Origin of the sequence: Jannaschia aquimarina, from assembly GCF_000877395.1 — a bacterium.
Classification (GTDB): Bacteria; Pseudomonadota; Alphaproteobacteria; order Rhodobacterales; family Rhodobacteraceae; genus Jannaschia; species Jannaschia aquimarina.
Genome location: NZ_JYFE01000046.1, coordinates 1 through 14,086, shown reverse-complemented (window position 1 = coordinate 14,086; position 14,086 = coordinate 1). Strand labels below are relative to the sequence as shown.

13 protein-coding genes are annotated in these 14,086 nt (G+C 67.8%); 8 read left to right on the top strand and 5 right to left on the bottom strand.

Annotation, left to right across the window (positions count from 1 at the left end; genetic code table 11):
* Positions 1 to 14: 14 nt before the first annotated feature.
* The 4 genes from jaqu_RS12605 (at position 15) to jaqu_RS12590 (ending at position 4,905) form a co-directional block, all read left to right on the top strand.
* Positions 15 to 1,145 carry a phosphoserine transaminase gene (locus jaqu_RS12605; RefSeq protein WP_043919352.1) on the top strand — a complete coding sequence of 377 codons (1,131 nt, stop codon included), beginning with the start codon at positions 15 to 17 and terminating at the stop codon, positions 1,143 to 1,145.
* A gap of 73 nt (positions 1,146 to 1,218) precedes the next feature.
* Positions 1,219 to 2,811 (top strand): phosphoglycerate dehydrogenase, encoded by a 1,593-nt coding sequence (gene serA / locus jaqu_RS12600; RefSeq protein WP_043919351.1) that lies wholly within the window; start codon positions 1,219 to 1,221, stop codon positions 2,809 to 2,811.
* Positions 2,812 to 2,885: 74 nt separating this feature from the next.
* A complete protein-coding gene (locus jaqu_RS12595; RefSeq protein WP_043919350.1) occupies positions 2,886 to 3,665 on the top strand; it encodes a DUF2189 domain-containing protein in 780 nt (259 codons plus the stop codon).
* Between the two features lie 67 nt (positions 3,666 to 3,732).
* Positions 3,733 to 4,905 carry an acetyl-CoA C-acyltransferase family protein gene (locus tag jaqu_RS12590; protein WP_043919349.1) on the top strand — a complete coding sequence of 391 codons (1,173 nt, stop codon included), beginning with the start codon at positions 3,733 to 3,735 and terminating at the stop codon, positions 4,903 to 4,905.
* Positions 4,906 to 4,925: 20 nt separating this feature from the next.
* On the opposite strand, the gene jaqu_RS12585 is transcribed toward jaqu_RS12590, so the two are convergent.
* The 3 genes from jaqu_RS12585 to jaqu_RS12575 all read right to left on the bottom strand — a co-directional run bounded on the left by jaqu_RS12585 (position 4,926) and on the right by jaqu_RS12575 (position 7,650).
* Entirely contained in the window at positions 4,926 to 6,503 is a 1,578-nt protein-coding gene (locus jaqu_RS12585; protein WP_043919348.1) for a gamma-glutamyltransferase family protein, read from the bottom strand.
* Between the two features lie 341 nt (positions 6,504 to 6,844).
* Positions 6,845 to 7,315, bottom strand: a complete 471-nt coding sequence (locus jaqu_RS12580; protein ID WP_052500948.1) for an ATP-binding protein — start codon at positions 7,313 to 7,315, stop codon at positions 6,845 to 6,847.
* Positions 7,312 to 7,650, bottom strand: coding sequence for an STAS domain-containing protein (locus tag jaqu_RS12575; protein WP_043919347.1), 339 nt, complete (start codon positions 7,648 to 7,650; stop codon positions 7,312 to 7,314). Before jaqu_RS12575 ends, jaqu_RS12580 begins: the two co-directional genes overlap by 4 nt.
* 85 nt (positions 7,651 to 7,735) lie before the next feature.
* Here jaqu_RS12575 and jaqu_RS12570 point away from each other — a divergent pair, with 85 nt between their 5' ends.
* From jaqu_RS12570 to jaqu_RS12555, 4 genes are all read left to right on the top strand, one after another.
* A complete protein-coding gene (locus jaqu_RS12570) occupies positions 7,736 to 8,896 on the top strand; it encodes a thiolase family protein (RefSeq protein ID WP_043919346.1) in 1,161 nt (386 codons plus the stop codon).
* An 85-nt stretch (positions 8,897 to 8,981) separates the two neighbouring features.
* Positions 8,982 to 9,434 (top strand): GAF domain-containing protein, encoded by a 453-nt coding sequence (locus jaqu_RS12565; RefSeq protein WP_043919345.1) that lies wholly within the window; start codon positions 8,982 to 8,984, stop codon positions 9,432 to 9,434.
* Positions 9,434 to 9,898 carry an MOSC domain-containing protein gene (locus tag jaqu_RS12560; protein WP_043919344.1) on the top strand — a complete coding sequence of 155 codons (465 nt, stop codon included), beginning with the start codon at positions 9,434 to 9,436 and terminating at the stop codon, positions 9,896 to 9,898. Before jaqu_RS12565 ends, jaqu_RS12560 begins: the two co-directional genes overlap by 1 nt.
* The gene (locus jaqu_RS12555) at positions 9,892 to 10,380 is read left to right on the top strand and encodes a GNAT family N-acetyltransferase (RefSeq protein ID WP_043919343.1); all 489 of its coding nucleotides are present in this window, start codon (positions 9,892 to 9,894) and stop codon (positions 10,378 to 10,380) included. The genes jaqu_RS12560 and jaqu_RS12555 overlap by 7 nt, the downstream gene beginning before the upstream one ends.
* 13 nt (positions 10,381 to 10,393) lie before the next feature.
* On the opposite strand, the gene jaqu_RS12550 is transcribed toward jaqu_RS12555, so the two are convergent.
* The gene (locus tag jaqu_RS12550; RefSeq protein WP_043919342.1) at positions 10,394 to 11,656 is read right to left on the bottom strand and encodes a lytic murein transglycosylase; all 1,263 of its coding nucleotides are present in this window, start codon (positions 11,654 to 11,656) and stop codon (positions 10,394 to 10,396) included.
* Between the two features lie 111 nt (positions 11,657 to 11,767).
* Positions 11,768 to 13,993 carry a ribonuclease R gene (gene rnr / locus jaqu_RS12545; RefSeq protein ID WP_043919341.1) on the bottom strand — a complete coding sequence of 742 codons (2,226 nt, stop codon included), beginning with the start codon at positions 13,991 to 13,993 and terminating at the stop codon, positions 11,768 to 11,770.
* Between the last annotated feature and the right edge of the window lie 93 nt (positions 13,994 to 14,086).

The window sequence follows — 14,086 nt, the reverse complement described above, 5'->3', positions numbered from 1 at the left end:
TCTGGAAGGATACCATGACCGATCTCGCTCAACCGGCCACGCGGCCGGCCGATCCGCGCTTTTCCAGCGGACCTTGCAAGAAGCATCCCGGCTTCACCCTCGACAGCCTCGCCCCCGCGCCGCTCGGCCGTTCGCACCGTGCGGCCATCGGCAAGTCGCGCCTGAGAGAGGCGATCGAGCGCACCAAGACCCTGCTCGGCGTGCCGGACGATTACCGCATCGGCATCGTGCCCGCCTCGGATACCGGCGCCTACGAGATGGCGATGTGGACGATGCTGGGCGCACGGCCCGTCACCATGCTCGCATGGGAAAGCTTCGGTAAGGGTTGGGTGACCGACGCGGTGAAGCAACTCGACCTCGATGCCACCGTCCTTGAAGCGCCCTACGGTGCGCTGCCCGATCTGACCGCCATCGACTGGGCCAGCGACGTGGGCTTCACCTGGAACGGCACCACGTCGGGTGTGGCCGTACCGAATGGCGACTGGATCCCCGCTGACCGTGAAGGCCTGACGCTCTGCGATGCGACCTCTGCTGCTTTCGCGATGGAGCTTCCGTGGGACAAGCTCGATGTGACCACCTTCTCCTGGCAGAAGGTGCTGGGCGGGGAGGGCGCGCATGGCGTCCTTATCCTGTCGCCCCGCGCCGTCGAGCGGCTGGAAAGCTACACGCCGCCGCGCCCGCTTCCCAAGATTTTCCGTCTGACGAAGGGCGGCAAGCTGATCGAGGGGATCTTCGAAGGCGCCACCATCAACACCCCGTCGATGATGTGCGTCGAGGATTACCTGCGCGCGCTTGACTGGGCCGAAGGCGTCACGCTGCCCGGCCTGATCGACCGCGCGCACCGGTCCGCCAGCGCCATCTGGGAGTTCTGTGAGAGCCGCGACTGGATCGCCAACCTCGCCGAAGATCCGGCAACCCGATCAACGACCTCGGTCTGCCTCAAGCTGGTCGGCGCACCCGAAGGCACGGCCAAGAGGATGGCCAAACGGCTGGAGGCCGAGGGCGTCGCCCTCGACATCGCCAGCTACCGGGACGCGCCCGAAGGGTTGCGCATCTGGTGCGGCGCGACGGTCGATCCCGAAGACGTCGCCGCGCTGATGCCGTGGGTCGAATGGGCCTACCAGTCGGAACTTGCGACCGCCTGATCCCCTCGAATCTCCGTACGAAACATGAAGACCGCCCTCAGGGCGTCGTACCAATCGTAAAAAGGAGCCTCCGATGGCCCCCAAAGTCCTCGTGTCCGACAAGCTGTCGGAAACCGCCGTTCAGATCTTCCGCGACCGCGGCATCGACGTCACCTTCGACCCCGCCCTTGGCAAGGACAAGGACAAGCTGGCCGAGGTGATCGGCGAATATGACGGTCTCGCCATCCGTTCGGCCACCAAGGTGACCGAAAAGCTGCTGGAAAAGGCCACCAACCTGAAGGTGGTTGGACGCGCCGGTATCGGGACCGACAACGTCGACAAGGTCGCCGCCTCTCGCAAGGGCGTGATCGTCATGAACACGCCCTACGGCAACATGATCACCACCGCCGAACATGCCATCGCACTCATGTTCGCCGTGGCCCGCGAAATCCCCCAGGCCGACACCAGCACCCAAGCCGGCAAATGGGAGAAGTCGCGCTTCATGGGGGTCGAGCTGACCGGCAAGCGTCTGGGCGTCATCGGTGCCGGGAACATCGGCGGCATCGTCTGCCAGAAGGCCGTCGGGCTGGGCATGAAGGTCGGTGCCTACGACCCGTTCCTGTCCGATGAGCGGGCCGCCAAGCTGGGCGTGGCGAAGATGGACCTCGACAAGCTCTTGGCCGAGGCGGACGTCATCACCCTTCATGTCCCTCTGACGGAGCAGACGAAGAACATCCTTTCTGCCGAGAACCTGGCGAAAACCAAGAAGGGCGTCCGTATCATAAACTGCGCCCGCGGCGGTCTGGTCGACGAGGCCGCTCTGGCAGAACTCATCAAGTCCGGCCACGTCGCCGGTGCCGGCTTCGACGTCTTCGAGACGGAGCCCGCGACCGACAGCCGGCTCTTCGGTCTGCCCGGCGTCGTCTGCACCCCGCATCTGGGCGCCTCGACCACCGAAGCGCAGGAAAACGTCGCACTTCAGGTGGCCGAACAGATGTCGGACTACCTGCTGACGGGGGCCGTCACGAATGCGCTGAACATGCCCTCCGTGACCGCGGAAGAGGCCAAGGTCATGGGCCCATGGCTCAAACTGGCCGACCATCTGGGCGCGTTCGTCGGACAGCTCACCGATGCGCCGATCGAGGCGATCGAGATCACTTACAACGGCTCCGTCACCGAGATGAACCTCGCCGCGCTCGACTGTTCGGTCATAGCGGGCGTGATGAAGGCGCAGAACCCGGACGTGAACATGGTTTCGGCCCCCGTCATCGCGCGCGAGCGCGGTATCGAGATCAGCCAAACCAGGCAGGACAAGTCCGGCGTTTTCGAAGGCTATATCAAGCTGGTCGTGCGGACCTCCGAACAGGATTACTCGGCTGCCGGGACCGTCTTCCATGACGGCAAGCCGCGGTTCATCCAGATCAAGGGCGTCAATATCGACGCCGAGGTCGGGCCTCACATGCTCTACACGACCAATCAGGACGTGCCGGGCATCATCGGGACACTGGGTCAGACGCTGGGAGAGAAAGGCGTGAATATCGCCAACTTCACCCTGGGCCGGACCGAAGCCGGACACCAAGCGATCGCTCTTCTCTATCTCGATGAGCAGCCATCCGAGGACGTCCTGTCCGCGCTCCGCGACTCGGGCAAGTTCACTTCGGTGCATCCGCTGCGCTTCGACGTCTGAGACGGCGTGGGGGCCGCATCTTCGTCCCCCACGTTCCCCATGACAGGCCGGTTCGCAGCCGTTAGGCTCGGCCTATGTCCGACCGATCCGTCGATGTTCAGGTCTCCGACCCCGTTCCACGGGCGGGGCAGGTCACGTTGTCGGATCTGGGGGCCGCCCTGCGCGCGGGCTGGGGCGACTTCCGCGCCGCGCCGCAATACGGGCTGTTCTTCGCCTGCATCTACGTGATCTCGGGCTTCGCGCTGCTCCAGCTCGGCGCGGGGCTCTTCACCTGGACGCTCACACTGACCTTGGGCTTCCCGCTGATCGCGCCGTTCCTGGCAGTCGGTCTTTACGAGGTCAGCCGTCGCCGTTGCGACGGCGTCCCCCTCGTCTTCTCGGAAGTGCTGGCCGTCGTCTGGAACGAGAGGACGCGACAGATCCCCTGGGCGGGCGCGGTCATCCTGATCTACTTCCTGTTCTGGAGCTTCGTGGCGCACATGCTGTTCGCGCTCTTCATGGGGCCGACGGCGTTGCTGGGCCCACCTGACACCCTGGCCGCCTACCTGTCCGGGCCGGGCCTCGCGATGGCGATCGTACAGATCCTTTTCGGTGGCGCCTGCGCATTCCTGCTCTTCGGCCTGACCGCGCTCAGCCTGCCGATGCTGCTGGAGCGGGAGGTCGATTTCGTGACCGCGATGCGGGCCAGCTTGGGGGCGGTTCGCGCGAATTTGCCCATAATGATGGTCTGGGCCGCGATCATCGCCGTGACCACCCTGTTGGCGATGGTGCCCTGGTTCCTCGGTCTGTTGATCGTCCTGCCCGTGCTCGGGCACGCGTCCTGGCATCTCTACCGGGCGGCGATGCCCGGCTGACGGAACGTTCCGCTTTCCGACTGCACGGGGCTGGCCGATAGTTCTGCCGAACGGCAGGGAGGCCCTCATGCAAGACATCGTCATCCTCGGCGCCGCGCGGACGGCCATCGGCACCTTCGGCGGCAGCCTCGCGGGAACCGCGCCCATCGACCTCGCCACGGTGGCGGCGAAGGCCGCGTTGGAGCGGGCGGGCGTAGACGGCGCTCGGATCGGCACGACGGTCTTCGGCCACGTCATCAACACCGAGCCGCGGGACATGTACCTGTCGCGCGTGGCCGCGATGCAGGCCGGTGTGCCGGAGACGGTTCCGGCAATGAACGTCAATCGCCTTTGCGGAAGCGGATTGCAGGCGATCGTGTCGGGCGCGCAGGCGCTGTCGCTGGGCGATGCGGAGTTCGCTCTGGTGGGCGGCGCCGAATGCATGTCCCGCTCGCCTCATGCCACGCAGGACATGCGCTGGGGCACCAAGATGGGCGACATGCGATCCATGGATATGATGCTGGGCGCCCTGAATTGCCCGTTCGGCACCGGCCATATGGGCGTCACCGCCGAAAATGTTGCCGCCGAGTATGGCATCACGCGCGAAGATCAGGACGCCTTCGCGCTGACCTCGCAAAAGCGGGCCGCTGCCGCCATCGAAGCGGGCCATTTCGCGGAACAGATCGCGCCCGTGATGGTGCGCCGCAAGCGCGAAGAGGTCGCGTTCGACACCGATGAACATCCCAAGGCCACCACGGCCGAGGCGCTGTCCGGTCTGCGCCCGGTCTTCCAGAAAGACGGCACCGTCACCGCCGGCAACGCGTCCGGCATCAACGATGGGGCGGCGGCGCTGGTGCTTGCGACCGCCTCTGCGGCGGAACGGGCTGGCCTGACCCCGATCGCCCGGATCAGCGGCTACGGTCACGCCGGAGTGCGCCCCGAGGTGATGGGCATCGGCCCGGTTCCCGCGGTGCGCTCCCTCTTGGAGCGGACGGGCGGCGACGCAGATTTCGACGTCATCGAGTCGAACGAGGCGTTCGCCTCCCAGGCCATCGCGGTGACGCGAGAATTGGGCCTGGACCCGGCGCGAGTGAACCCGAATGGCGGCGCGATCGCGCTGGGTCACCCCGTCGGCGCGACAGGCGCCATCATCGCGACCAAGGCGCTCTATGAACTGCGCCGGACGGGCGGCCGCCGCGCGCTGGCTACGATGTGCATCGGCGGCGGGCAGGGGATCGCCGTCGGGTTCGAGCGGCTCTGAACCGCTCGCTGGGCTGTGCGTCAATAGCCCAGCGCGCAGCCGTCCTTTCGCGGGTCGCTCGCGCCTTCCAGATAGCCGGCCTCGTCGATCCGGATCGCCTGGGCCCCGCCCAATGGCGTCTCCGGTATTTCCACCGCGTGCCCCATCTCGGCCAGTTCGGCTCGGACGGCGTCCGAATAGCCGCGCTCGACCTTCATGCTGCCGGCTTCCGAGAAGCTGCGGGGCGCGTCGATCGCCGATTGGGGGTCCAGCCCGAAATCCACGAGGTTCGAGATCAGCCGGGCGTGGCCATTCGGTTGATAGCCGCCACCCATGACGCCGAATGGCATCGTGACGCGCCCGCCTTCGCGCAGCATGCCGGGGATGATCGTGTGCATCGGACGCTTGCCCGGCCCCAATTCGTTCGGATGGCCCGGCTCCAGCGTGAACCCCGCGCCTCGGTTCTGAAACAGGATACCGAACCGGTCGGAGGCGATGCCGGAGCCGAAGGAATGGAAGATCGAGTAGATCAGCGAGATCGCCATACGGTCGCGATCCACGACGGTGATGTAGATCGTATCCTTGTGGATCGCCTCGGTCAGGGGCGTGGCCGCCGCCATCGCACGGGTCGGATCGATCATGGCGGCCAGCTTCTCGGCGGTCTCGGGCGCGAGCATATGCTCCAGTCGCGCCATGTGGTCCGGATCCGCCAGCAAGCGGTTGCGCGCGTCATAGGCGAGCTTGGCGGCTTCGGCTTCCAGATGGGCCCGGGCGGATCCCAGCGGGTCCATCGAAGCAATGTCGAAATGGGACAGGATGGCATTCATCAGGATCGCCGTCGCGCCCTGACCGTTGGGCGGGTGCTCGACCATTTCCGTCCCGCGATAGCTGCCGAAGATCGGGTCCGTCCAGTCACAGCGTGTCGCGGCGAAGTCTTCGACCGTGTGGGATCCGCCTGCGGCGCGCAGGGCGGCGACCATGTCTTCGGCCACCTCGCCCGCATAGAAGCCGTCGCGGCCGTGTTCCCCAACACGGCGGAGCACTTCGGCTTGGCCGGGCAGCGCGAAGAGTTCGCCGGCCCGGAAGGCGCGCCCGTCCTTGAGAAACAGATCTCTCGCGGCGCCTTGCGGGGTCGCTTCGGCCTCCGCCCAATCGAACGCCACCCGAGGCGCGACGCGGATCCCCTCTTCGAAATAGCGCGTCAGCGGTGCGAGCGTGTCCTGGATCCCGAGCGCGCCATGCGCGTCCGAGAGCTTGCAGAAGGCATCCACCGCGCCGGGGACCGTGACCGCCTCCACTCCGTGGAGCGGGATGCTCTCGTGACCTTCCCGCCTGATCGCTTCCGGATCGGCGCCGGCTGGCGCCCGGCCCGATCCGTTCAGGGCCAGGATGTCCTCGGTTCCCGCAGGCTTGAGCAGGGCGAAGCAATCACCGCCCAAACCGGTCATCTGCGGTTCACAGAGCCCGAGGAGAACGGCCCCGGCGATGGCCGCATCGACCGCGTTTCCGCCCCTGCGAAGCGTCTCGATGGCGACGAGCGTGCCGAGCGGATGTGACGTCGCGGCCATTCCGCCTTCGGCAAGCACCGGGGATCGTCCCGGCAGGTGAAAGTCTCGCATCGTCCCCTCCAACTCGCGGGCAGCGCCCGGGGCGGAAGGTAGGCCGATGGCGCCGCGACGACCAGAGGGGCCGAACCTGTCGCGCCGGCATCGGGGCGTGCGCAGGTGCCACCAGTCGTTTCGAAGGGCCTGAACGGGGTGGCTGCCCAAACTCCGAAGATGTGTCCGCGAAGTCGACCTGACACTTCGGACAGGTAGCTATACGGCATTGGGCCCGATGCGTACCTCATTGCCACTCATGATATGCAGAGATCGCAGTCGCACCGAGGTGGTCGGCCCTGCTGCCCCAAGGCCGTTCCTGGGCCCTGCATTTCCGAAGGCTCGCTTCCCCCCGAAAGAGTCTAGGCCCGCGTCAGCGTGAAGCTGAGCTCGTTCACGCCCTCAAGGCGCTCGTAGACCATGTCGTCTGCGAGGGAGTGGAGGATGAACCAGCCGAACCCACCCTCCGGCAGGTCGTCAATCTCGCAGTCGACGCTGGGGGCGTCGGCCCCGGAGAGAAGGCCCGGCGGCAGGGGACGCCCATTGTCGCGGATCGTCACGGAAACCCGGTCCTTCACGTTGGCGATGGACAGGTCGATCACGCCGTCCGTGCGCAGCGCGAGGGCGTGTTCGACGATGTTGTTCAACGCTTCGCCCAGGACGATCATCAGATCGTCGCGGCAGGGCAGGAGATCCGACGTCAGGCCCGCCTGAAGCGTCGCCAGGGCCTTGCTCACGGCGGTGTCGGAGCCCTCGATCCTTGTCGACAGGATCGGCGGTGTCGCGCTGGACGCAGCCTGCGGCAAGTGTTTCTGCTGTTCTGCCCCGGTCATGCGGCGTCGAGACCTTTCAGCGCGGCATCCCGATCCGGATGCAGCACGAACACCCTGTCCATCTTCGTCAGCGACAAGACCCGCAGGACGATGTCGCGCGATCCCGCCACCTCGAGCTTGCGGCCGCCGAGCATCTTCATCACCGCGACCAGTGACCCGAGGCCGGAGCTGTCGAGGAATTCTACCTGGGACAGGTCGAGGACGACACGGCCGGGATGATTGGCGATCAGGCTGCGGACACCATCCTTGAACGTCACGGCTGCGGCGGCATCGATGCGATCTTCGTGGATCTTGATCAGCAGGATGTCTCCATGACGTTCTTCGGACAGTTCCATCTGAATCCTCGCGGGGCTGGCATCTGGGTCGTTCGGCTGTCACCCTACGGGACGAAACCTTTCGAACATGTAAACGGAGGAGCATATGCCGGACGTCGTGATCGCTGCGGCCCGCCGCACGCCGATGGGCGGGTTTCAGGGCGCCTTTTCCGATGTGGCCTGCGCGGATCTCGGCGGCGCCGCGATCGGCGCTGCGCTGGACGATGCGGGCCGCCCGGAGGTCGACGAGGTGCTGATGGGCTGCGTGCTTCCTGCCGGGCAGGGGCAGGCACCCGCACGGCAGGCGGGTTTTGCCGCGGGCTTGTCGGAGGACGTGCCGGCGACGACCCTGAACAAGATGTGCGGATCGGGGATGAAGGCCGCGATGATGGCGCATGACGCCATCGCACTGGGACAGGCCCGCATCGTCGTGGCCGGCGGGATGGAGAGCATGTCCAACGCTCCGTACCTGCTGCCCAAGATGCGCGGCGGCGCGCGGCTCGGGCATGGTCAGGTCATCGACCACATGTTCCTCGACGGGCTGGAGGACGCCTATGACAAGGGCCGCCTGATGGGCACGTTCGCCGAAGATTGCGCCGAGCGGTATCAGTTCACCCGCGACGCGCAGGACGAATATGCCCTGCGCTCCCTCTCCCGCGCGCAGGCGGCGATCGACGGCGGCGCCTTCGGGACCGAAGTCGCGCCATTCGTCGTAACGACCCGCAAGGGGGAGATCACGGTCCAGCACGACGAACAGCCCGGCACAGCCCGCCCCGACAAGATCCCGCATCTGAAGCCCGCCTTCCGGAAGGACGGCACGGTGACCGCGGCCAACGCGTCCTCGATCTCCGACGGGGCCGCGGCGCTTGTCATCGCGTCCTCCGATACCGGCCTGCCTGTCCGCGCGCGCATCGTCGGCCATGCCTCCCACGCGCAGGCGCCGGGCTGGTTCACGACCGCGCCGGTGCCGGCCGCGCAGAAGCTCCTGGATCGGATCGGCTGGACCAGGGACGACGTGGACCTGTGGGAGGTGAACGAGGCTTTCGCCGTCGTCCCCATGGCGTTCATGCACGAGATGGGGCTCGACCCCGAAATGGTGAATGTCAATGGCGGGGCCTGTGCGCTGGGTCATCCGATCGGTGCGTCCGGCGCGCGGATCGTCGTGACGCTGCTCCACGCGCTCGAAGCCAAGGGCCTCAAGCGCGGCGTGGCTGCTATCTGCATCGGCGGGGGCGAAGGTACGGCGATCGCGATCGAACGACCCTGACCGACGCTCAACCCGGCTTCCATCGGTCCACAGGACCGCGCGATTTCGCCTTGCCGTGAAAGTCGCGGCAAGGCACCCCCGCGACATGCAAGCCGATTATCTCGACCTCGCCGCCCGCATCGCCTCCCTGACCGACGGAGAGGACGACGCCGTCGCCCTGATGGCGACCGTCGCCTGCGAGTTGCACCATTCCGACGACCGTTTCGACTGGACGGGGTTCTACCGGGTCGTAGCACCCGATCTGCTGAAGATCGGTCCCTATCAGGGCGGGCACGGCTGCCTCGTGATTCCGTTCGACCGGGGGGTCTGCGGCGCCTGCGCCCGCACGGGTGAGGTGCAGATCGTGCCGGACGTGGATGCCTTTCCTGGCCACATCGCCTGCGCCTCCTCCACGCGGTCCGAGATCGTCCTGCCCGTCCGCGATCGACGGGGCGCGCTGATCGCCGTCCTCGACATCGACAGCGACCGCCCCGATGCCTTTGGTGAGACGGATGCCGAAGCGCTGGCGGCGATCCTGTCGGCGACTCTCGCGCGCTGATGGAGACGCTCCGCGAGCTCATGGCGCGGCACCACCGGACAGGCAGCGTGGCCTGGATCGGTCTGCGGCCGGAGCGCCGGGCGCCCATGAAAGTGGTGGACCGGGTCACACTGGGGCCGTCGGGGCTCGAAGGGGACAAGGCACGGCCGGGCAAACGATGCGTGACGCTCGTTCAGGCGGAGCATCTGCCCGTCATCTCGGCGCTCTGCGGCACGGAAGCGACGCCTCAGGCGCTGCGCCGCAACGTCGTCGTCGCGGGGATCAACCTCGCCGCCTTGCGCGGGCGCGACATCACCATCGGCGCGGCGCGGATCCGCATCACCGGCCCCTGCGCGCCCTGCTCCCGCATGGAGGAGACGCTGGGTCCGGGCGGATATTCCGCGGTCCGTCATCATGGCGGCTGGTGTGCCGAAGGCATCTTTCCCGGCCAGTTCGAGATCGGGGACGCGGTGACCCCGTGCTGATCCGAAGGGCCGTCGAGGCGGACCGGGACGCCATCGCCGCGCTGCATCTCGCAAGTTGGCGGGACGCCTATCGCGGCCAGTTGCCGGACGACTACCTCGATGGTGCGCTGGCCGAAGACCTGTCGGAGAAATGGGGCACCCGCCCGCTGGACGGGACCGCGATCACGCTGGTGGCCGATGAGGGCGGCATACGCGGCTTCGTGCACTGCCTGACCGACCGGGCGGTCCCCTACATCGACAACCTTCACACCGCCCCGGCGCGCCGATCCGCGGGCATCGGACGGGCGCTGATGCTTGCGCTGTTCGACCGATTGCGGAGTTCTGGCCGCGCGACGGCCGAGCTGACCGTGCTGCGCGACAATCCGCGCGCGAGGCGCTTCTACGCGCGCATCGGCGGCATCGAGGGGCAGGCCCGTCCCACCGACCTCATGGGGCATGAGGTGATCGAGGTGCCGGTCCGGTTTCGGCTGTCGGTGGCCTGACGCGGCGGCCCGCTCAGCGCCTTAACCGGTCCAGCATCCGGGGTGGCAGATAACCGTCTGGCGTCATGCCTTCGGCGCTTTGCCACGCGCGGATCGCCGCCAACGTCAGCGGACCGACCCGCCCGTCCACGCCGCCCGGATCGAAGCCTTCGCGCGCGAGCAGGCGCTGCATCTCCTGGCGCTCGGCGAAGGTCAGGGCCCGGTCGCCCCGTGGCCAGTCGCCGGCGATAGCCGGGCCCCCGGCGATGCGGTCGGCCAGATGCCCGACGCCGATCACATAGGCGTCGGCGGGGTTGTAGCGCTCGATCACGGCAAAGTTCGGATAGCGCGCGAAGGCGGCCCCCTGTGCCCCGGCGGGCACCAGGATGCTGACGCGGTCATTGGCGGGCAGGGCGCTGCCGTCCATCCGGGTCACGCCCATCCGTGCCCATTCGGCGGCCGGTTTCGTGATCTGCTCTCCGGTCACCGAGAAGTCGAAGCCGTCGGGCAGGCGGACCTCCATCCCCCACGGCTCTCCGCTGCGCCAACCGAAGGCGCGCAGGTAATTGGCCGTCGAGGCCAAGGCGTCCGTCGGGTCGTCGCCCCAGATATTGCGCCGCCCGTCACCGGTGAAGTCCACCGCATGCTCCAAGTAGGAGGTGGGCATGAACTGGGTGTGCCCCATCGCACCGGCCCATGACCCGCGCATGCCGTTGGGATCCACGTCGCCGGCCGCCAGGATCCGCATCGCTGCGATCAGTTGCGCCTCGAAGAACCGTGCCCGCCGCCCTTCGGCTGCAAGCGTGGCGAGGGCCGAGATCGTGCGCGTTTCGCCCCGGAAGGTGCCATAGGCCGATTCCAGGCCCCAGACTGCGACAACGATTTCCTTGGGAACGCCGTAGCGCGCCTCGATCGCCTCCAGCGTGTCGCGGTGGCGCGCCAGCGATGTCCGACCGTTCTGGACCCGCAAGGGGCTGACCGCCGTCTCCAGATAGTCCCACAGCGTCTTGGTGAATTCCGACTGGTTGCGGTCGCGCCGCACCACGTCCGGCAGTATTTCGGCGCTGGCCAATGCGCGGTCGAAGATCTCGGGCGGGATGCCCTCGGCCAGCGCGCGCGGGCGGAAACCGGCAGCCCAGGCCTGCAGATCGGGCAGGTTCGCCACCGGGACCTGCGCCGGAGGCGGAGCAGGCGACTGGGTCACGGCCGGTCGCATCGCCGGACGGTCCGACCGGTCCACCTGCGCCTGAGCCTGACATGCCAGCGCGACCGCGATCAACGGAAGAAACAGCCTCATCGTCGTCCCTCTCGTGGAAACGTTTGGCGCGATTCTAATGCATCCGGGAATCGGTGAAAACGGTCTTCCTGCGGCGCGCGGCTGGATGCCCACGATCGGTCGGGTGGGGGGCTACCTGCGCCGCTTCACCTTGCGGAGCCGCGACTTCGGCTTGCCTCGCCCGCGGGACGGTTTTCTGCCGCCGCCCTTCGCGCGCTTCACCGCCGCGCCGTCCACCGACAGCAATTCCAGCGTCAGGCCACCGGTGACCGGCACGACCTCGGCCAGCCGCACCGTCACCGGCTGGCCCATTCCGATCACCAGCCCGCTTTCGGATCCGGTCAGCGTCTGCTCGTCCCGGTCGTAGCGGAAGTATTCGGCCCCTAGGCTGCGCACGGGGATCAGCCCGTCGGCCCCCGTCTCGGCCAGTTGCACAAAGGCGCCGAAGCCCTGCACCCCCGTCACGCGGCCCTGAAACTCGGCGCCCACCTTGTCGGCCAGGAACGCGGCCAGATAGCGGTCGTTCGTATCCCGTTCCGCCATCATCGAGCGCCGCTCGGCGGCCGAGATCACCTCGCCCGTTCGCTCCAGATGCTCGATATCCCAAGCCGACAGGCCATCGTCGCCCCAGCCATGCTTGGCGATCAGAGCGCGGTGCACGATCAGGTCCGCATAGCGCCGGATCGGCGAGGTGAAATGCGCATAGGCCCGCAGGGCCAGACCGAAATGACCGAAATTGCGCGGCGCGTAATAGGCCTGCTGCATCGAGCGCAGCGTCGCCATCGAGATCAGCTCGCTCAGCTCGGTGTCGGCGGCGTCCCGCAACAGGCGGTTCAACTGGGCCGGGCGCAGGACCTGTCCCTTGCCCAGCTTGAAGCCCGACGCCTCGGCCGTCTCCCGCAGGCTGTCCAGCTTGTCCTCAGGCGGCTCCTCGTGGACCCGGAACAGGAGCGGACCACCTTCCAGCGTCTCGGCGGCGGCGACATTTGCGAGGATCATCGCCTCCTCGATCAGCCGGTGGGCGTCGAGCCGGTCCTTGAAGGCGACGCTGGTGACGGTGCCGTCCGCATCCAGCACGATGCGCCGCTCCGGCAGGTCCAGATCCAGCGGCTCCCGCCGGGCGCGCGCCTGCCGGAGCGTCCCGTAGGCCGACCAGAGCACGCACAGCCCGTCCAGATGCGGCGCGACGCGGTCCGAGACCTCTCCGTAGATGGCGGCCTGCACTTCCTCGTAATGCAGCGACGCCGGCGAGCGCATCAGCCCCCGCACGAAGCGGTGCCCGATCTTCTCGCCGTCGGGCGCAAGCTGCATCCGTACCGCGATGCAGGGGCGATCCACCCCTTCGTGCAGCGAGCACAGATCGCCCGACAACGCATCCGGCAGCATCGGCACGACCCGGTCGGGAAAGTAGGTCGAGTTCCCGCGCTCGCGCGCCTCCCGATCCAGCGCGCTGCCGGGGCGGACGTAATGGGCGACATCGGCGATAGCGACCCACAGGACGTGGCCGCCCGCATTCTTTGGGTCATCGTCGGGCAGAGCGCAGACCGCGTCGTCATGGTCGCGCGCATCCGACGGGTCGATGGTGATCAGCGGCAGGTCGCGCAGGTCGGTGCGCATGCCCAACTCTGTCACGGGCTCGGCGGCCGCCGCTTCTTCGATCACGTCGTCGGGGAAATCGTCGCGCAGCCCGTGCTCGTGGATGGCGATCAGGCTGACCGATCTCGCCGCGCCGGGATCGCCCAGCCGGGTGACGACCTTCGCCTGCGGCAGCCCCATGCGGCCCTTCGGCCCGGACTGCTCCGCCTCGACCAATTCGCCATCGCGCGCGCCGCCGGTCGCACCGGCCGGGATGCGCCACTCGCGGTCGTCGCCCTTGCCGACCGGGATCAGCCGACCGCCCTCGCCACCTGAACGATAGATGCCCAGCAGCCGCTTGGGCCCCGTCGCCAGACGGCGGATCAGGCGGCCCTCGTGGCTGTGATCCTCTCCGCCGATCTCCGTCAGGCGCGCCAGCACCCGGTCGCCTGCGGCCAGCGCCGGATCGCGCTCGGCCGGGACGTACAGAACGCGAGGTTCCGGCGCGTCGCCACGCCAGTCATGGGGGGCGAGATACAGATCGCCATCCGCGTCCACCCCCGTGACCGTCAGCACCGAGACGGGCGGCAGGCGGTTCGGGTCATCGAAGCTCTTCTTGCGCTTCGACAGATGACCCTCGTCCTCCATCTCGCGCAGCAGGCGCTTGAGGTCGATCCGCTCACCGCCCTTGATGCCGAAGGCCTTGGCGATGTCGCGTTTGGAGGTCTTTGCGGGGTTGTCTGCGATCCATTGCAGGACCTGCGACTTCGTTGGCAACGTCATGGGGCGGCAGCTAGCACGGTCCGGCGGGGCGGCCAACGCGCGGCGCATGCAAAACCCCCGGCCGTTATCGGGCCGGGGGTGGAGGCGCGGGGG